General features: G+C 43.0%; 17 protein-coding genes and 1 pseudogene. 8 read left to right on the forward strand and 10 right to left on the reverse strand.

The window, feature by feature from the left end:
* The first annotated feature begins 134 nt into the window (after positions 1-134).
* The 6 genes from V7L12_RS31125 to V7L12_RS31150 all read left to right on the forward strand — a co-directional run bounded on the left by V7L12_RS31125 (position 135) and on the right by V7L12_RS31150 (position 6,794).
* Positions 135-1,673 carry an amidohydrolase family protein gene (locus V7L12_RS31125; protein WP_335090308.1) on the forward strand — a complete coding sequence of 513 codons (1,539 nt, stop codon included), beginning with the start codon at positions 135-137 and terminating at the stop codon, positions 1,671-1,673.
* Between the two features lie 127 nt (positions 1,674-1,800).
* Positions 1,801-2,469, forward strand: a complete 669-nt coding sequence (locus V7L12_RS31130) for a dienelactone hydrolase family protein (RefSeq protein WP_335090310.1) — start codon at positions 1,801-1,803, stop codon at positions 2,467-2,469.
* 151 nt (positions 2,470-2,620) lie between these two features.
* Positions 2,621-3,241 (forward strand): GDSL-type esterase/lipase family protein, encoded by a 621-nt coding sequence (locus V7L12_RS31135; RefSeq protein WP_335090312.1) that lies wholly within the window; start codon positions 2,621-2,623, stop codon positions 3,239-3,241.
* A gap of 166 nt (positions 3,242-3,407) precedes the next feature.
* Positions 3,408-4,406, forward strand: a complete 999-nt coding sequence (locus V7L12_RS31140; protein WP_335090313.1) for an aldo/keto reductase — start codon at positions 3,408-3,410, stop codon at positions 4,404-4,406.
* A 111-nt stretch (positions 4,407-4,517) separates the two neighbouring features.
* The gene (locus V7L12_RS31145; RefSeq protein ID WP_335090315.1) at positions 4,518-6,398 is read left to right on the forward strand and encodes an ABC transporter ATP-binding protein; all 1,881 of its coding nucleotides are present in this window, start codon (positions 4,518-4,520) and stop codon (positions 6,396-6,398) included.
* Between the two features lie 180 nt (positions 6,399-6,578).
* A complete protein-coding gene (locus tag V7L12_RS31150; RefSeq protein ID WP_335090387.1) occupies positions 6,579-6,794 on the forward strand; it encodes a type II toxin-antitoxin system RelE family toxin in 216 nt (71 codons plus the stop codon).
* Positions 6,795-6,904: 110 nt separating this feature from the next.
* Here V7L12_RS31150 and V7L12_RS31155 read toward each other — a convergent pair whose 3' ends face one another.
* The 9 genes and pseudogenes from V7L12_RS31155 to V7L12_RS31190 all read right to left on the reverse strand — a co-directional run bounded on the left by V7L12_RS31155 (position 6,905) and on the right by V7L12_RS31190 (position 16,192).
* Entirely contained in the window at positions 6,905-7,267 is a 363-nt protein-coding gene (locus tag V7L12_RS31155) for a hypothetical protein (RefSeq protein ID WP_335090317.1), read from the reverse strand.
* Between the two features lie 20 nt (positions 7,268-7,287).
* Positions 7,288-7,587 carry a tetratricopeptide repeat protein gene (locus V7L12_RS31160; protein WP_335090318.1) on the reverse strand — a complete coding sequence of 100 codons (300 nt, stop codon included), beginning with the start codon at positions 7,585-7,587 and terminating at the stop codon, positions 7,288-7,290.
* Positions 7,588-8,196: 609 nt separating this feature from the next.
* On the reverse strand, positions 8,197-9,564 hold the full coding sequence (locus V7L12_RS31165) for a hypothetical protein (RefSeq protein ID WP_335090319.1): 1,368 nt from the start codon (positions 9,562-9,564) through the stop codon (positions 8,197-8,199).
* 358 nt (positions 9,565-9,922) lie between these two features.
* A complete protein-coding gene (locus V7L12_RS31170; RefSeq protein ID WP_335090321.1) occupies positions 9,923-10,639 on the reverse strand; it encodes a hypothetical protein in 717 nt (238 codons plus the stop codon).
* Between the two features lie 768 nt (positions 10,640-11,407).
* Positions 11,408-13,687 (reverse strand): pentapeptide repeat-containing protein, encoded by a 2,280-nt coding sequence (locus V7L12_RS31175; protein ID WP_335090323.1) that lies wholly within the window; start codon positions 13,685-13,687, stop codon positions 11,408-11,410.
* A gap of 9 nt (positions 13,688-13,696) precedes the next feature.
* Entirely contained in the window at positions 13,697-14,704 is a 1,008-nt protein-coding gene (locus tag V7L12_RS31180) for a zinc-dependent alcohol dehydrogenase family protein (RefSeq protein WP_335090325.1), read from the reverse strand.
* A gap of 126 nt (positions 14,705-14,830) precedes the next feature.
* Positions 14,831-14,908, reverse strand: a pseudogene (locus V7L12_RS33430) (IS1 family transposase); the annotation flags it as partial.
* A gap of 35 nt (positions 14,909-14,943) precedes the next feature.
* Positions 14,944-15,777 carry a hypothetical protein gene (locus V7L12_RS31185; RefSeq protein WP_335090327.1) on the reverse strand — a complete coding sequence of 278 codons (834 nt, stop codon included), beginning with the start codon at positions 15,775-15,777 and terminating at the stop codon, positions 14,944-14,946.
* 292 nt (positions 15,778-16,069) lie between these two features.
* Positions 16,070-16,192 (reverse strand): hypothetical protein, encoded by a 123-nt coding sequence (locus V7L12_RS31190; RefSeq protein WP_335090329.1) that lies wholly within the window; start codon positions 16,190-16,192, stop codon positions 16,070-16,072.
* Between the two features lie 78 nt (positions 16,193-16,270).
* On the opposite strand from V7L12_RS31190, the gene V7L12_RS31195 reads away from it, so the two are divergent.
* On the forward strand, positions 16,271-16,951 hold the full coding sequence (locus V7L12_RS31195; protein WP_099104155.1) for a HEAT repeat domain-containing protein: 681 nt from the start codon (positions 16,271-16,273) through the stop codon (positions 16,949-16,951).
* Between the two features lie 75 nt (positions 16,952-17,026).
* On the forward strand, positions 17,027-17,593 hold the full coding sequence (locus V7L12_RS31200) for a phycobiliprotein lyase (protein WP_335090331.1): 567 nt from the start codon (positions 17,027-17,029) through the stop codon (positions 17,591-17,593).
* A gap of 75 nt (positions 17,594-17,668) precedes the next feature.
* Here the strand turns inward: V7L12_RS31200 and V7L12_RS31205 are convergent, their stop codons facing one another.
* Positions 17,669-18,172 (reverse strand): 2TM domain-containing protein, encoded by a 504-nt coding sequence (locus V7L12_RS31205; protein WP_335090333.1) that lies wholly within the window; start codon positions 18,170-18,172, stop codon positions 17,669-17,671.
* Between the last annotated feature and the right edge of the window lie 191 nt (positions 18,173-18,363).

Consider the following 18,363-nt stretch of genomic DNA (forward strand, 5'->3'; position numbering starts at 1 on the left):
CGCCGCCTTACAGAATTTGAAAATTGTCGAGAGACGCGATAAATTGCCGTCTCTACGGGAAATGTATTTGTTAATAGCAGCATTGGATGCTGAAAAAAACCCTGTAATTTTTGTGCCGTAGGCAAGGAAAAAATATGACTGAATATAGCCGATTAAAGACCTCACGTTCTGCTGCAATCAGAGCAACCCTTGATTATCCGGTAATCGACACCGACGTTCACACCAATGATTTCACCCCAGCTTTTGAGGATTACATCGCTAAGTACGGCGGTGTGAAACTTGTAGATGAGTTACGCAAGACTGAAGCCTCGCGCCTCAACTCCAAGAGCAACGGTAAAGACTGGTATCAACAAACTCCTGAAGAACGTCAATACAACCGCACAATTCGATCGCCTTGGTGGGCTAGAGTTACCAAAAACACATTGGATCTCGCTACTTACACCCTCCCCGGACTGCTCTATGAGCGTCAGGCGGAGCAAGGGTCAGACTATTCAGTGTTGTTTCCAAACAATGTTTTAGCACCGGCTGGAGCGAGTGCAGAGAATCGTCAGGCCCTGCAACGCGCAGTCAATCACTATCATGCTGATATCTACCGGAAATATAGCGATCGCTTGACACCGGTAGCTGGTATCCCATTAACTACTCCTGAAGAAGGCATTGAGGAGCTAGAGTTTGCTGTGAAAACACTGGGCTTAAAGGTGATTAATATCACTGGCGGTGTGAAACGGCCAATCAAAGCGATCGCTGATAAATATCCAGCCGATAAATTTCCCGAAATCGCCAAGTATGCTTCTTATATCGACTTCTACGGACTAGATAGTGAATACGACTACGATCCTTTCTGGGCTAAAGTTGTGGAACTGGGAGTACCCGTCACCACCCATTACGGCAGTCAGGGCTGGACTGGTCGTTCCTCCATCAGTAATTACATGAACAACCATATCGGTCACTTCGCCGATGGTTCGGAAGCATTTGCGAAAGCGCTGTTCTTCGGCGGTGTTACCAAGCGTTTTCCACAGTTGCGTGTAGCGATGCTGGAAGGTGGTGCAGATTGGGGTGCCCGTGTCTACATCCATTTAGTAGATCGGTTCTCCAAGCGCAATGTCAAGGCACTGCAAAACTACAATCCAGCATTGACAAATGCCGATGAGTTGTTTGAAATATTTGAGCGCTACGGTGCAGAAATTACTCAAGGACATTCCCTCGATAAAGATGAATTGACCAAGACTGTACTGGGAGCTTCATTCAGCCGTTTTAGCCGTGCGCCCATTGATAGCGAATTGGATGATTTTGCCGCCGCAGGCATTGAAACCATTGAAGATATCCGCGATCGCTGGGTGAACAGTTTCTTCTTTGGTTCCGAGTCCGACGATCGCACGATCGCTACGGCATTCAATGACAAAGCTAATCCCTTGGGAGTCAAGATCAACGCCATCTATTCCTCCGATGTTGGTCACTGGGATGTACCAGACTTGACTTCACCCTTGGCTGAAAGCTGGGATTTGGTTCAAGAAGGCGTTATTTCCGAAGCCGACTTTAAATCCTATGTATTCGCTAATCCCTACAAGTTTTACACCCAAGCTAACCCTGAATTCTTCAAGGGTACAGCGATCGAATCTAAAGTAGGTAACACCGAATTTAAACAAGTGGACAAGAACCTAGTAGTGGCATAAAAGGCGAGATGAGGAAGTAGGGCGACATGAGGGAGCAGGGAAGAAGTTGCAGTAAGTTTTTCCCCTCTGCTCCTTTCTCCCTGCGCCTCTTGTGCCCAATCCCCAAATCAAATTAGGAGTCACAACAATGCCTGTCGAACAACGCTCTCATGACACCAACAATGGTTCCTTGCCTTATCTTTTCTCGCCTGTTTCTGACAATGCCAACAAACCTGCACCCTTAGTACTTTTTCTACACGGAGGACGCGATCGCGGGACTGATCTGAATGTGCTACTGAAATGGGGTCTACCTCGTTTCGTAGATTTATCCGACTCCTTAGCTTATGTCTTTGCTGCACCCCAGATTCCGGCTGAACAGACTTGGGCAGATCGAGCAGATGATGTGCTTACTTTGCTTGATGAACTGATCGTTTCTCAACCTGTCGATCCAGCGCGGGTGATATTGGCTGGGTTCAGCTTAGGCTCGGCGGGTATCTGGCATCTCGCTGCTTTACATCCCGATCGCTTCGCAGCTCTAATACCTGTGTCTGGACGTGTACCCAAAACATTAGTAGAAAGCGAACTAGCTGCACTCAAAAGCATTCCCGTTCAGATATTTCAAGGTGGACAGGACAAAAATCTGCCGATTGAGGATACAGAGAATTTTGTTGAGCGCTTACGCAAAGTAGGTGGGAAAGTTGATTTGACAGTGCTGCCGGAAGGCGATCATTTTATTGCAGATGAAGTATACGGCGATCCGAAGTTACAACAGTGGCTAATTTCCCAGAACCGTCGTGAAATTTCTGTAGTCGCTTGAGGTGAAATGTTCAAAAACTAACTTGCAATATTCTCGGAGGTAGGCATCCTGCCTGCCTAACATAACAATATATTAATATCTTCTAGAATCATGAACAGAATGCTTCTTCTCAAGTCAAAACCGAACTTTTTCGCCAAAATCCAGTTGACTTATGTCAGATTCTCGCAAAGAAATCAGAATTTGCTTTATTGGTGAATCCTTTGTCAATGGTACAGGCGATCCAGAGTTTTTGGGTTGGACAGGTAGAGTGTGCCGGAATGCTGAGTCAAGAGGATACGCTATCACCCATTACAATTTGGGGGTGCGGGCAGAGACAAGTCGGTATCTCAAACAACGTTGGTACTCGGAAGTCTCCTATCGTCTCCCAAAAGAATCCGATGGTCGAGTAGTGTTTTCCTTTGGGGCAAACGATTCAGGATGGGCGGGTAAACAGCAAGGAATCGAACTTTCAGAGTCGATCGCAAATGCTCGCAGTATCTTAAGCCAAGCAAAGCAACTCTATCCGATCTTGATGGTTAGTCCGCCACCCTGTGGTGATGTCGATCAAGAAAAAAGAAATCAAATTCTCGCAAATCTCTCAGAGGAATTCGCATTGGTTTGCGATCAGCTAGATGTTCCGTATCTTGATGTATTTTCTAGTTTGGTAAAGTCACCGATTTGGCTAGCAGAAGCAAAAGCCAATGACGGCGCTCACCCAAAAGCTGATGGTTATGCCGAATTTGCCGCGATCGTCCAAAACTGGGAAGCTTGGTTAAATTGGTTCACACCTTAAAAATGCCGAAATCGCGCTAATCATAGCTTAGTTAATATGTCCTATAGGTTTTTAGTTCTGCGTTAGCGTTAGCGAAGCGGTAGCGACGTTAGGAGCGTCAGCGGGGCGGAACGCACGTCGCATTTTATTTAAAAATTTCCACACTTTCTCAATTAACAACATCTTTATGACCTTACCAACCACTAATCTCGGTAAAACTGGATTGACCGTTTCGCGCCTCTGTCTCGGCACCATGACCTTCGGATTGCAGACCGACGAAGAAACTTCCAGGGACATCCTCGACACTGCTGCTGATGGCGGGATCAACTTTTTGGATACAGCCGACGTTTATCCCCTCGGCGGCGGGCTTGCTACTGCGGGACGCACCGAAGAAATCATTGGGCGCTGGCTGAAAGGCAAACGCGAACATTTTATCTTAGCGACCAAGTGCGTCGGTCGAGTTGGCCCTGCACCTTGGGATCAAGGGGCTTCCCGGAAACATATTTTGGATGCGATCGATGCTTCCCTGCGGCGGCTGGGAACTGATTATATCGACCTATATCAATTACACTCCGACGATGCCTCCACCCCCCTTGATGAAACTCTGGAAGCGCTGGACGCAGTGGTTCGTGCTGGCAAGGTGCGCTATATAGGGGTTTCTAACTTCTTAGCCTACCGACTCGCCCGCGCCTTGGGTCGTGCCGAGACGCGCAATTTAACCAAGTTCATCTCAATTCAACCCCGCTACAACCTGTTGTTCCGTGAAATTGAGCGAGAACTGTTGCCTCTGGCGAAAGAAGAAGGACTGGGTGTAATTTCCTACAATCCCTTGGCGGGTGGTCTACTTACTGGCAAACATATTCTCGCTCAAGGCCCCACATCAGGTACACGTTTTACGCTAGGTGCTGCCGCAGAACGTTATCAAGATCGCTACTGGCACGATCGCGAGTTCAATACTGTCGAAGATTTACGCACAGTAGCGGATCTCGCTGGATTTTCCCTCACCACCCTAGCAGTGGCTTGGGTTTTGTCTAATCCCATTATCACTGCCCCCATCATTGGCGCTAGCCGTCCAGAACAACTTGCTGACAACCTCAAGGCACTAGAACTAAAACTTGACGATAGTTTGAAACAAAAGTTAGACGACCTAACCGCCGAATACCGAAGGGGAGATTCTCTTCGTTAGTTTCTATTTATAAAAAATGATTTTCATAATTACGAATTACGTTAGCGCAGCACTAGCGATGTCGGAGCGTCATTACGAATTGGTATTAGACGTTTGCAAACCGGAACTTTCATGACAAAAAAGACCAGACAATCCAAATTTTTTCAACGTGCTGCTGATGCACCAGATTTGCCATCAACTCCATTCAGGTTCATTTGCTATTTCGTTAACCAGTTTCGCTGGTGGTATGTGCTAGCAGTTCTCTTGGAGATTATACACGCAACCTGTGGCATTATGTTGCCTTATGCCATTGGCGAGATCGTTCGGGGTGTAACGCGATCGACGGGCGACAGCAAACCCATTTTTGATGCCATGAAGCAACCCCTGATGCTGTTCATCGGCTTGAGTGTGGGTGAAGTGGTATTCGGGCGATCGGCTGGACTCTTGCAGACGATTCTCCATCCGATTCATCGACAGCACATTGTGCGATCGCTATATGCCTACTTGCAGCACCATTCGCATCGCTACTTGAGCAGTAGTTTTTCCGGGGCATTGGCACATCGGATTAGTGAAACTTCTCTGGGTGTTACCCAGACGATGCAAATGATGATTACTGAATTTATGCCAGTAATTGTTGTGTATACCGTCGCTACAACGATACTGTATCGCGCCTATCCTCCGCTAGCTGCACTTGTGGGAATATGGGCAGTTCTCTTCATCAGTATTTCGTTCTGGCTGGCAACTCGCTGCCGATTTTACTCCCGGAAAGCCGCAGCGGCAAGAAGTGAGACAACTGGGATCATCGTAGATGCGGTAACAAATCTCACTAGTAGCCGACTATTTGCTCGCTTTGGTTTTGAACGACGCTATTTGAATGAGCAATTAAGGCGCGAAATTAAAGAGGTAAGAAAGTCCAACTGGTACTCGGAGCGAATTCGCTGGTTTCAATTCATCTCAGCAGCCATTCTGAAAATCAGCACCCTGTATTACTCGCTCTCCCTTTGGAGTCAAGGAAAGATCGCTACTGCTGATTTCGTTGTCGCAACCAGTCTGTCGCTGTTGATTATTAGTGAAGCCCGCAATTTGAGCCGCCGCTTTCTGGAATTTTTTGAACATGTCGGTAATGTCGCCAATGGTGTCTTTATCATCATTCAACCGCACGAGTTGATCGATCGCGATCAGGCGATCGCCCACTCAATCACTCAAGGTAAGATTGAGTTTCGACGGGTGAATTTCAACTACACAGAAGAGAAGAAAGTTTTCAACAACCTTTCTGTCACCATCCAACCCGGACAGCGTATCGGATTGGTGGGCTTGTCCGGCTCTGGAAAATCCACCTTTGTCAATCTGATTCTGCGTTTGTTCGACCCACAATCTGGAGAGATTATCATTGATGGGGTCGATATTCGAGACATGACTCAGGATGCCTTACACGCTCAGATCAGTTTGATTCCTCAAGATCCGTCTCTGTTTCATCGCACTTTGCTGGAAAATATTCGTTACGGACGCTTAGATGCAACTGATGAGGAAGTAATAGAGGCTTCACGAAAAGCTCATGCTCACGATTTCATCGTCCAAAGTAAGGATGGTTACAATTCTCTCGTGGGCGAACGTGGTGTCAAGTTGTCTGGAGGACAGAGACAGCGCATTGTAATTGCGCGGGTAATCCTCAAAGATGCGCCGATTCTGATTTTGGATGAAGCCACCTCTAGCCTCGATTCAATCACCGAAAAAGCGATCCAAGATACCCTCGATTTAGCAATGAATGGGAAAACGGTGATCGTGGTAGCTCATCGATTATCTACCATCGTCCATCTAGATAGGATTCTGGTGTTCGACAAAGGTCGGATTATCGAAGATGGTTCCCACGCCAAACTACTAGCACTCGGCGGCGCTTACTACAGATTATGGAAAATGCAAGCAGGTGGATTTCTCCCGGAAAATCTTGACGAGGAACGCATACGCGAGGTTCGTACTGGCACAGATAACGTCGAAGAGGGAATGATCGCTTGACATTTGCCGCTACTTGAGGTTTATTTGCAAATTCAATTCAAGAATTGTCCGGGAAAGAGTCCACAAAACTAAAGTAATGTAATTGAAGTAGGGTGTGTTATCGCGTAGCGTAACGCACCAAAGTCTTCAGATGGTGCGTTATGCCTCTGGCTAACGCATTCTACGAAGTAACTTAAAAAAATACTGTCAGAACTTCAAGAACGTATACAAATTCAAATTGATGATTTAGCTACAGAACCACGTCCAAATGGGGTTATAAAGCTAAAAGGTGAAGAAAATACTTACAGAATTAGAGTCGGTGACTATCGCGTTATCTATGATATTTTCGACGATCTTCTAGTGGTGAATGTTGTGGAAGTCGGACATCGTAAAAATATTTATAAAGATGAAAGTTGAGAAGCAAGAAAAACTTAGAGCGATCGCACCTCCACAAACCCAAACGCGATTCCTACTGTAAGCTTTATAAAGTATAAATTTCCCCCACAAATAACGTATCAACAAAGATTTTATTTATCACTCTCATCCCCAGCTAGATAAGAATCAAGATTGCTAGCAAAATCCTCTGGAGCATTTATCTTGATTTGTTTCAATTTTGACATGAAACTCGGTTTTTTCAGATGTTGTTTAGATTGGGCAAAATCTTGGATTAAAAGATATAGTTCATCTAGATATTCTTGGTTAAGGCTATCAATTTCAGCGTGAATTTTGTCTTTTGCAGTCATTTCTGCCTTTCCTGTAAATACCATACTCATTGTAACTTTTAAGGATAACTGGAGAGCGATCGCTCTGCCAAACCAATCAAGCAAACGCGATCGCCCTTCCCCACAAAACCCAAATGCGTAGACGCAACGCGGCTTGTCGTTAGACATCGCACATCGCCCATATCCCCCTACTCCGGTAAACCCTCTAAATTTTCTCGCGTCAACGTAGCCATATATTCATCCTGATACTCAACATATATCTCCAACGCTGTCTGTAAATTAGCCTTAGCCTTTGCGTAATTCTCCTGCGTTTGTGCAAGCAATCCTAATTGTCCGTAAGTGCTAGCACTCGAATAGCGATCGCCAAATTCGATATCTATTTCCAGGGCTTGTTGATAATAATCCCGTGCCTGGTCGTATTCCCGCAACTCTTGGGCAACCATTCCCAAGTTGTGGTAAGTCCTAGCACTCGAATAGCGATCGTCCATCAAATTTAGCAAATACAGCTATAGCACTCATAAAACTCCGCGCGCAAGGAAAGGAAATTAGTTATGATTCCTACAATCATTGCACCCCAAAGAGCCAAAGCTATGCTTTGTCTCCCCTTTCCTTGGTATCAGCACTCGTAACTCGCTTAACCCTGAAAACTAGTTGCCAAAATTAAAGCGTTTGCAACAATTGCTCCTTCATGTATAAGAAAGGTTTAAGTATTTCCAAGAAAGGTATAAGCAGTTGCTGCAAATGCTTCATGCTTTGCAACAATTACTTGTTCATGTATAAGAAACGTTTAAGTATTTCCAAGAAAGGTATAAGCAGTTGCTGCAAATGCTTCATGCTTTGCAACAATTACTTGTTCATGTATAAGAAACGTTTAAATCATTGCAGCAATCGTTGTAATTAACTTATCAGTTGCTCTATAGTGCGTAGGCGTAGCCCGCACTTCGGCAAGCTCAGTGACCATCGTAGACATCGCAAACCGTCTCCATGAGGATGGCTTGGTGCACACAGCATCAATTCTCGCTAATTACTGCTGTAAGTTAACCTGGTAAAGAAACAGAAAGTGCGATCGCAATCAGCTTAGAAGGATTGAATTTACCTTAACAGTGCTGTTGTTTTTTGAAGAGTGACAACAGCAAACACACCAGTCCCATTACTACCAACGACACTGAAGAAGCAGATTCTGGGACAGGTTGAGGGTTTTGCACAGGCTGATAATTGATGAAATTTCCTTGAATTGGGCTGAGTGATGCCAAAAGTTGCTCAATATCCTTAGATATATTAGTGTCATTACCAACACTTTTAGAAGAGATGAGGCGGTTAAAGGTTTGGCTACTTGATACATCAAAATCTCCTGTAAACCCAAGAAAATTTTGACCTATTTTACCTATAAGAGAGTCAATCAGATTGTTGACATCAGTTTTGATCCCTAATGAGGATAACTTTAAACTGCTGGTATTGTTGACGTTTCCAATCGTTGTGTTGTCAGTCTTCGTTAACCAATTGCCATTACCAATAATTTCATTTCCATTGGTAAAAACCCAGTTACCATTACCAATAATTGTGTTATCAGTGCCGAAATCCCAATTGCCGTTTCCAATGGTTGCATTGTCACTGCCGAAGTGCCAATTACCATTACCTAGTGTTGAATTCTTACTTCCGTTGTCCCAATACCAGTTGCCGTTACCAAGGGTTGTGTTATCCTTTCCAAATAGCCAGTTGCCATTACCAATCGTTGCGTTGTCATTATTAAAGTTCCAGTTACCATTCCCAATGGTTGCACTGTTACTGCCATAATCTGAGTTAAAATTACCAATAGTTGCGTTATTATTACCAAAATTCTTGTTACCATTCCCAACCGGTGCGTTGCTCTGATTAAAGGTTTGGCTACCTGAATTAGATGTATTCCCAGTGTTACTAAAGGGTATATTGTTACCAAGGACTTCTTTCAACGGATCGAAAGGCGATTGTTGAAGCAGACTTCCAGCACCTGCAATCGGATTACTGTTACCTGCAAAAGGGTTGGTAGCCCCACCTGCGATCGGATTGCTGTTACCTGCAAACGGATTGGTACCCCCACCTGCAATCGGATTGCTGTTACCTGCAAACGGATTGGTAGCCCCACCTGGAATGGGATAACCACTGCCTGCAAACGGGTTACTACCTCCTGCTAATGTGTTATCAATACCCTTGAAATAGTTATCACCCACAACTAACTTTAATCGCTCAAAGATTAATTTCTGAAGCCCACTGCCACCATCACCTGCAAACGGGTTAATACCGCCACCTGGAATCGGATTGCTACCGTTACCTAATAACAGATTGCTACCACCCGTCAACAGGCTGCCCTTAACAGCAGACAAACTGTCATTGGCAGCAAAGGAATTACCGCTATATAGGTTGCTAGCGCCACCTGCACTTAAGGGGTTAACTCCACCATTAATAGGATTGACAGCAGACGCTTCCATTGGCACTAATTCTCCTATTTATTAGTTAAAAAATTATGGGGTCTTCAGTACTTCTTATACAAATTATGAATTTGTTAAACCCAAAATCTCTCTAAAATAAAGGCTTTAATCATCTTACCGTCAAACTAACAGAAAATATTGCTTAAATCTTTACCTGTAAAGAGTTCTAGGGCGTAAAATAGCAAACTAGTACAATAAGGCAGAAGGCACATCACCAATAATACACGCTTTTGAGCTTTATCGAATGGTATGTTTATTCGTGCCAAACCGTACTAGCATACTATGTACTGAAGAACTCATTATTGTTGCCTTTATTTATCTGCTGATTTTTGCAATAATTCTATTAAGCAAACGGGATTTATTGACCGCCAAATGGTAAGGTTTGACCACCGCCAAATGGGGAGGTTTGTCCCTGTCCACCACCAAATGGGGAGGTTTGTCCATCACCACCAAATGGGAGAGTTTGTCCTTGTCCGCTACCAAATGAGGGGGTTTGTCCTTGTCCGCTACCAAATGATGGGGTTTTTCCATCACCCAGTTCCTTGTCAAGCTTTGAGTCAACTATCTTGTCAATAGTAACCCTCAAATCGAACCCGTTCGGTATTTCACTTGTGCTAATACCATAGGTCTGGCTACCAGCACCAGTCAAAGGATCGCTACCACTACCTTGGTTACTACCACCTGCGGGTGGCTTACCACCGCCTGCGAATGGGTTACTACTGCCACCAGCACCGGTCAAAGGGTCGCTACCACCACCTGCGGATGGGCTACCACCACCTGTGGATGGGCTACCGCCGCCTGTGGATGGGTTTACACCGCCTGCAAAGATATTCCAGAAGTTATCGCCAGCGAAAGGATTACCACCGTAGGGTAAATCAGGCTGACTGCCACCGCTACCGGCACTACCACCAAATGGGCTACTGCCACCTTCTCCATTACCAACACCACTGAATAGATTTTTGACGCCTTCTTTACCGACAACTTCTTCTAAGCGACCGAAGGGTGATTGTCCAAGCGGATTGTTCCCACTAGTAGAGGAGTTACTGCTACTACTATTACTCAAATCTTCTGCCATTAGGATTAATCCTTCTATTATTTTGATGAAAATTTTGCTAGCATCGCAACATAAAATAGACAAAATATAAGTTTATTTTGTGACTTTATTATTGTTTTTTTGTTAGCAAAACTAGTCAGTAGCTATTAGATTATTTGGTTATCTTTATTAAGTGGAGATAATCAACTTTTTCTCAAAACTACTTACACTTTACAATGTATATGATTGAATTTTTAAGGACAATGAAAAATATTTTGATATATTTATCAAATTTGTAGATATTTTAAGACAATAGACCTCTTGCATAAGTCGAATAGACCCCTCTTAATCCCCCCTTATAAAGAGGGGAAACTTGAAATCTTGCTCCCTCCCCTTCACAAGGGGAGGGGTGATTCAAGGATTTTTGCAATAAGTCTAATGATTTAAAAAAATAACTAAATTTTTTGGATAATAAAATTAAATTTGGATTAAGTATTATATTGCAATGAATAATCTTTTGATAAATTTACCAAATTTTTAGATATTTAATTTATCTGTATTTATCCAACGTTATAGCGCAAGACTGATAACAATAAATAGCACAGTTAGTTATAGCTTACAATAATTAATTCGGCACAATAAAAGCAAACTATGTGAATAAAAGCAAACAAGGTTGAAACGCTTTTTATCCTTGCCCTCTGCCCCTGCTCCCTACCTTATCCCAACGATAATTATTTACGCCGACCTAGTTACCTTGCATCATATTAGCACCACTACGAAGTGCAGCGAAAAAAGGTTCAGGTACAGGGATTACTTCAGATAAATCAGCAAATTCAATCCCGGAATTGTACGCGAAAGTGTCCACAAAACTAGGGTGATGTAAATTGAACCCAAACTCCATTGATACCAAGCAAGTGCAGAGATGATACCTGGTAAGTGTTCGTCTCGCAGGCGGATGTCGTTAAATCCTAATTTAACTAGGTTGTTGAGGCTAAAATCATAGTAGTTGAGCCAGTTCCAACGCCGATCGCACAACAAGGGCATATATCGTTCCCGAAATGTCTCATTCCTTGGTATGACTGGCAAACGTCCAATCAATAATCGTAACTGGCGAAATGTGCCGTCTTCTGTGAAGTAAGAAACGTCCATTAAGTCATGATAACGACCTTGTTGGTAAAGTCGGATTAATAAAGCCATTGGGACGGGGACAATAATTATTAACAGACATCCCAATGTCAGCCAAGGTTGTTCAGCATTGCGAAAGATCGCTAGTAAGCTGAAGAATTCTAAAACGCTAAAACTGACTAATATCGAAATGGTTTCGTAAGATGTGGGAATAATTGGTATGGGATGCAGGCGACGATAACGATCCACCAGCCAAAATAGTAGGCCGAAATAAGCGATCGCTAATCCTCCCACGCCAAAGACTAACCAAAAATTTGTCCCATAGCCACTCAACAACAGCAATACACTCAACGCCAACCAACTCCAAGCTTGCAGTAACCACCCAACTATAGAAAGGGTTTCGCCAACAATTAAGCGATCGCTTAGTTGGGTATATTTTTCTAAATCGATGTCTGCTATAGTGAGTAACTCACTGCTGTTGCGAAAAGATTTTACCAGACGACGCTGGGCGATCGCTTCAGCTTGAGTTGCAGAAAAACCCAGGTTAATCAAACTTGCAACAGAAGCACTATTAATATTTGTAGCCGTCAAACGATGGCCAAACTCTATTAATCGCAGTCGTTGTTTTGTGTATTCCAGTTCATTAGCATCGGCAACTTGCTGTTGCTGACGGAAATTTTGCCCCAAATTCCGCAAAATGTTTTGATTACCTTGCAATGTTGGGATGCAGAACATCTGACCAATCTGACCGGGATTACCTAAAATTTTCGCTTGGTTAGAGTTAAAAGTTAAACCAGGTACGCTTAAACAAGCCTCTTTAGAAAACCTCGCATCACTAAAATCTGCTTGGTTCAGAATGTTTGCACCTTGCAAATTTACTAATTGGTTAAACTCCGCTTCTCGAAAGCTTACAGCTTGTTCAAAAGTCGCTTCTGTTAAAAGGAGAAACTGATTAAAATTTGCTTTAGTAAACTGGGCTTGATTGGCAAAATACACTTCTGAAAAATCAGTATTTCCTTGCCATTGGACACTACTGAATTTAGCCAACTGTTTAAAAGTTGCTTGGTTGAAGTTTGCAGTTTTCTCAAAGATACTACCTTGAAAATCAGCGAGTTCCCGAAATTTAATTTTTTTAAAATTAGCTTTTTCAAAAAATATACTGCCCTGAAAATTGCTTGGTTGTTGGAAGTTAGCACTGGTGAAATTAATGGGACGAGCAAATCTGGTTTCAGTCCAGTTAGTGGGTTGGAGAAAAGTTGCACCTTGGGCATCCACAGACTGAAGAAAAAATGTATTGGAAAACTTCACTTCGCCGTTGAAGCGAGTTTGCACCAGTGTTAAGACACCACGAAAGACGGCGATTTCAGTGTATGGAGTTGACTCTGTTCCCAGAAGCGCTCGACAATCTTTGGAGTTGGGTAAAGCGTAGGTGTAGCCCGTCGTAGACATCGCGAGTGACTCTAGACAAACGAAGCGCAAACGTTCTAGTTTTTCTTGTTCGGTAGCGGTGAAAATGGGTGCAATGGCTTTTGCATACAATGGTGTTCTTAAACCCAAATCGCTGCCGACAAAATCCCCCAAAATCAAAGCATTGCTGAGGTCTAAACCTAGAGGTTTTGTACCGAGTTCTTTTCGCAGTAGTTGGTAAAAAGCATCACGAAAGCTGGCGTTTTCTGGGCGCAAATCAATCGCCATTTTCTGCAAATCTATGGTCAAATTTCCTTCGCGGAGTATGGGTGTGCGTAGTCGTTCTTGCAATAATTCTAGAGTTAGAGGTGTGCGTTCTGGTTGTGTTTGTGCTGCCCAAGCAGGTAGGGGGAGGAAGAGGAGAAGTAAAACGCAAAGGAACGCATTCGCAAAGCGTCTCGCAGAGAAGGGAAGCGCAGAGGTACGCAGAGAAACTCCTCTGTGTACCTTTGCGTTTAACCTCTGCGTGCCTCTGCGTTTAAAAGATAAATTATGCAAATTGTTCGATCATTCGTCGCTAATCAGCAGAACAATTTTACCTGCCACAGACCCGTTTTCAATCAGCTGGTGGGCTTTAGCTGCTTCTTTTAAGGGAAATTTGTGACTCACATGGATTTTTAACTTGCCTTCATCGATCCAGGTGGCAGATTGTTCGAGAATTTCTGCATGATGCTGGAGACTCTCTTGTAATCCTAGCAAGGCTGGTGCCAACATGAATTCTAAACCAATGCGGAGGTTGCGAGTTCTAGCAGTTTTCCAAACAGTATTGGCATCTGGTTCGAGAATGGTAACAATATCACCATAGACTCGCACTGCGGGGAAGGTTTTGTGAAAGGTTTCGCCGCCTACGGTATCAAAAGCCAAGTCTACGCCTTCGCCGCCAGTCCAATCTAATACCGCTTGCACAAAGTCTGTTTGTTTATAAAAAATTACACTATCCGCACCAAGTTCTTTGACGAAATTAGCTTTTTCCTCAGAACTTACTGTGGTAGAAACAGTAGCACCTTTAAGTTTCGCCAATTGAATTGCTACATGACCGACACCACCCGCACCCGCATGAATCAAAACCCGATCTCCAGGTTCTAATCGTCCGCGTTCATATAAAGCTTCCCAGGCGGTGATTAATACCAAAGGCGCTGCTGCTGCTTCGGCAAAGGAAATAGAGGCGGGTTTACGTGCCACAAACCGCTCATCCACAACGGTATATTCAGCGTAATTTCCTTGGTGTGCGCCCAAGCCACCATAGCAAAAATATACTTTATCACCTACGTGAAAACGCTGGACGCCAGCACCCACTGCTTCAACAATACCTGCACCATCACATCCTAAAATTGTTGGCGTGCGATCGGGGTAGAAACTGCCTCGACTACGAAGTTTAGTGTCAATGGGGTTAATGCCAGCCGCCACCAAACGTACTAAAAGTTCAGTATTCCCTACGGGAACAGCAAGGTTTGGCACATCCTGTACTTGCAGAACTTCGGGACTGCCAGCTGCTGTCATCAAGACTGCTTTCACAACTCTTTCCTCCTGGCTTTAGATGCACATTCTTATGCAACTTTAGCGCAAGAGGGTAGATACAGATATGTTTCTGAGCCAAAACTGCAATGTCTTCCACAGGCGTTGCTGAATCACAATATGAATACCGATTTGTTTCACCCAATAGATTACCGTTGTGTTATGCACTTTTTTTACTCTTTCTATGGCACGGAAACCAGAACCATAATTCAGTGCTTAGACAAGTATCAGAGGCTCCCCTAACTACTGCTAGTTTTACTAGTTTGTAATAAAGTCAATTCTGAACGAAGTTTTGCAATATCTAGCTGAAGTTTCTGATTTTTTATTTGTAGTGCTTCTACTTGTGCTTTATAAGTATCACGCTCTGCTACCAATTTTTGCAGTTCATTCTGTTGAAGTGGAGAAGAAAGTGGCAGATAATTAGTGTTTGTTTGTTCAATACTAGAAACCTTAGCCTTGGGTAAGACTAATGCCTCTACTTGATTTGTATCTCTCTGCTGACTAACTGAAGAGGCTTTTTGTTGCTGTTCTTTTACTGTTTTAGGAGTTTTATATTTTTTAATGAGATTTTTAACAACCTTTGGATCAACTACTTCACCTGTTTTCAAAATATTTATTGCTTCATCTATAGCAGCTTCAGATGTACTAGGAGCGGCTAGTTTATAGAGAGCAGTAGGAGTAATACCATTAATTAAATTTCCGATAATCGGAATTCTGGACTCAAATGCTCTAGCAACATGAATAAACTCATAGGCTGAAGTTTTTCCCATTCCGAACTCCTGTCGTAACCAAGGTAAAAACTCACCATGTCCGCTAATTTTTTGAGCTTCTAACAAGTTGACACCAATGCAATAAATGTCCATAGCACTTCGTTTCAGCCTACGTCGTGTGTCTTCTGCTAGAATAGCTAGACGTTGTTGTTTTTCCTCTTTATTCTCAAAGTCTGAATTGTTCTTAGATTCTGAAGGCTGATCAATAATTTTCTCTGACTGTTTAGGTATTACTTGGATTTCTATAGGAAAAGCTGTTGACTCATGCTTACTAATTTTCATACAATCTATTCCTGCTAGCATTTGTATTTTTCCCAGAGATATTTTTGCAAAGCAGTTTTTTAGGCTTGTGATTTTATGTTTAAGGGAACTTATATTAAGTTACTCAAGTCAAGCTAATAACTTTACGCAACTTCTTGTTATATCTTTACAAAAATACATAATCGACTACTACCCCAAATACTATTTTAAAAACGCTAATATGTTGTTATTCGCCAGTTTTGCGGCTTTTTTGCAATCGGCAGAACTACTCGTACCAATTCACGATGAAGATGTACTTAATATTTATTAAACGAATTGGTAAGTACGCCTTCTCTTAGAGAGGGCTATGGATGCGGGTGATTTTCCCAATTGGTAGACGCTTTACACCGACTTCCTTCACTGGTATAAGCGCGATCGCATTTTTATTCATAATTGAGCCATTTTGTAAAGTCGCCAAACTCCTACTTCACTATGGCGACAGCCTGATCAACAAATCGGGTAAATTAAGATAAGTAAAGAAAACGCTTTGAACTAAATGGCAGCTCTAAGCTTACAAGAAATTTCTACTCAGCTAGAAAGTCCGAATTTACGCGATCGCATGGTAGCCCTTGCTAATCTGCGTCACGTTGCAGCTGAGGATGCAGTACCTTTGATTAAAAAGGTACTAGACGACGAATCTTTGCAACTGCGATCGATGGCAATATTTGCTCTGGGAATCAAGCCAACACCGGAATGTTATTCTATTTTGGTAAAAATTCTCGAAAATGACCCTGATTATGGTATACGCGCTGATGCTGCTGGTGCTTTAGGATATTTGGGTGATGCCAGAGCCTTTGAGGTACTTTCACGGGCATTTTATGAAGATACTGATTGGCTAGTACGTTTTAGTGCAGCCGTTTCTCTAGGTAATATTAAAGATCCCCGTGCCCGTCAAATTCTTCTTCAGGCATTGGATAGCAAAGAAGTAGTATTACAACAAGCTGCAATCTCTGCACTGGGAGAAATTCAAGACATTGAGTCTGTAGACAAGATCCTGCGCTTTGCCGAATCAGATGATTGGTTAGTCAGGCAGCGTTTGGCAGAAGCCTTGGGAAATCTTCCCACTCCCAAGAGTGTCTCAGCTTTAAAATACCTGGAAAAAGACAATCATTTCAACGTTGCTGAGGCAGCCAGAATTGGCCTCAAAAAGCTTGAGGAAATAGGCAATCAAGCTTAATATTAAAGCTTCCTGCTACCTTTTAATAATAATTAAGTGGGAATTTTAGCATTTTGATGCAGGGTAATTTCATTCATGAATATTGAAGAGTTTTTTCAGTTAAGTGCTGGTAAATGGTTTTCTCATCGTACTAGTCAACATTTGGCTTTTAACCAATCGGAACATAGCAAGTCAGATATTATCATTGAGGCGCTGGCAGTAGATCATCCAGAAGCAGTTAAGCTGTGTCAAAATTACAATATTAATCCTAGTTCTGCTTCCTGTGCTACCAAAATTACCTGGAACGGCACAATGGACAAGGATCAAGCAAAACATAGTGGTTCAACTGTGTTAGTTTCGGTACCTGATGCGGATAATCCGGCCCAAGGCAGGTTACTGAGAGAAATAGTTGATGCCAATAAAACTCCAGTTGCCGGACGCTATAAAACTGACAGTGATGGTGCTTTGATCCTAACTATAGAGGATGAAACCATCTTCTCAGAGGAACGCCTGTGGTTTGCTAGCCCCAATTTGCGAATGCGGGTAAATGTCCTCAAGAGTTTTGGTGGATTTAGCATCACTTCCTTCACTTCTGAGATTCGTATGGGTGGCTTTCCACCAGCCGAGAAGGCTTCTGAGGCGGCTAATTCAGTATCTAATTAAGTTCGATCGCAAAACATTCCCCCCAGAAATGGGGGGAATTAAGTAGAGATGGGTTAGGGTTAGGGAAAGTTTTGATTAAGCCTGTAATACCTTAAACCACTTATTCAAAACTGTGCTGATAGTTTTCTTAATCTGATGGTTACGACTCCACTTTTGGAATGCCATTTCATACTCTTCGCCTTTAATTTGAAAGGTATTCCAGATATCAAGCGCTACAGGCAATCCGCAGAATAGCAAAATGTACAGCGACCAAGAAATTCCGCCACCGGTGATTAAATCAAGCAGTATAAAAAAGCCATTGAAAATTGCATATTTGCTTAAACGCTTCTGAAATCTTCTGATGCGGTAGGCGTCAAAAGCTTTTCGCTGTTGAACTTGGCCCTGTTGTAATACCCAATCGCGTTCTGCTAATTTTAAAGACTCAGGTGAAATTTCTAACTCAGCAGCAATTTCTAATATATGCTCATAAGAAAATTCTGTGTCTTTATCATCTGCTTGACGAGCGATCGCTAAGTGCAGAATTTGTTGGACATCTTCTTGGCTATACGAGCGGATGCTTTGAGGTTCAAACGCCGTCATAATTCTTTCTCTTATATTACTTTCAATAGAAATTTGCTGCCCGATAGATTTTAAGCAGCTACGCCAGTACTATCTCTATTATTCTTAGATTAACAAATCTAGATGTTGTCGGCATCGAATGTATGGGATTTTTAACTTTGGGCATGGGGCATGGGGCATTGGGCATTGGGTACAAGAGGCAGAGAGAGGTG

The organism is Nostoc sp. (assembly GCF_036918245.1).
In the GTDB taxonomy this organism is placed as follows: Bacteria; Cyanobacteriota; Cyanobacteriia; order Cyanobacteriales; family Nostocaceae; genus Nostoc.

Coding starts and splice junctions, on each gene's coding strand:
- V7L12_RS31145 (WP_335090315.1), top strand. CDS start 4,518: ATGACAAAAAAGACCAGACAATCCAAATTTTTTCAACGTGCTGCTGAT.
- V7L12_RS31200 (WP_335090331.1), top strand. CDS start 17,027: ATGAATATTGAAGAGTTTTTTCAGTTAAGTGCTGGTAAATGGTTTTCT.
- V7L12_RS31195 (WP_099104155.1), top strand. CDS start 16,271: ATGGCAGCTCTAAGCTTACAAGAAATTTCTACTCAGCTAGAAAGTCCG.
- V7L12_RS31130 (WP_335090310.1), top strand. CDS start 1,801: ATGCCTGTCGAACAACGCTCTCATGACACCAACAATGGTTCCTTGCCT.
- V7L12_RS31160 (WP_335090318.1), bottom strand. CDS start 7,587: ATGGACGATCGCTATTCGAGTGCTAGGACTTACCACAACTTGGGAATG.
- V7L12_RS31155 (WP_335090317.1), bottom strand. CDS start 7,267: ATGTCTAACGACAAGCCGCGTTGCGTCTACGCATTTGGGTTTTGTGGG.
- V7L12_RS31165 (WP_335090319.1), bottom strand. CDS start 9,564: ATGGAAGCGTCTGCTGTCAATCCTATTAATGGTGGAGTTAACCCCTTA.
- V7L12_RS31170 (WP_335090321.1), bottom strand. CDS start 10,639: ATGGCAGAAGATTTGAGTAATAGTAGTAGCAGTAACTCCTCTACTAGT.
- V7L12_RS31135 (WP_335090312.1), top strand. CDS start 2,621: ATGTCAGATTCTCGCAAAGAAATCAGAATTTGCTTTATTGGTGAATCC.
- V7L12_RS31140 (WP_335090313.1), top strand. CDS start 3,408: ATGACCTTACCAACCACTAATCTCGGTAAAACTGGATTGACCGTTTCG.
- V7L12_RS31205 (WP_335090333.1), bottom strand. CDS start 18,172: ATGACGGCGTTTGAACCTCAAAGCATCCGCTCGTATAGCCAAGAAGAT.
- V7L12_RS31125 (WP_335090308.1), top strand. CDS start 135: ATGACTGAATATAGCCGATTAAAGACCTCACGTTCTGCTGCAATCAGA.
- V7L12_RS31185 (WP_335090327.1), bottom strand. CDS start 15,777: ATGCTAGCAGGAATAGATTGTATGAAAATTAGTAAGCATGAGTCAACA.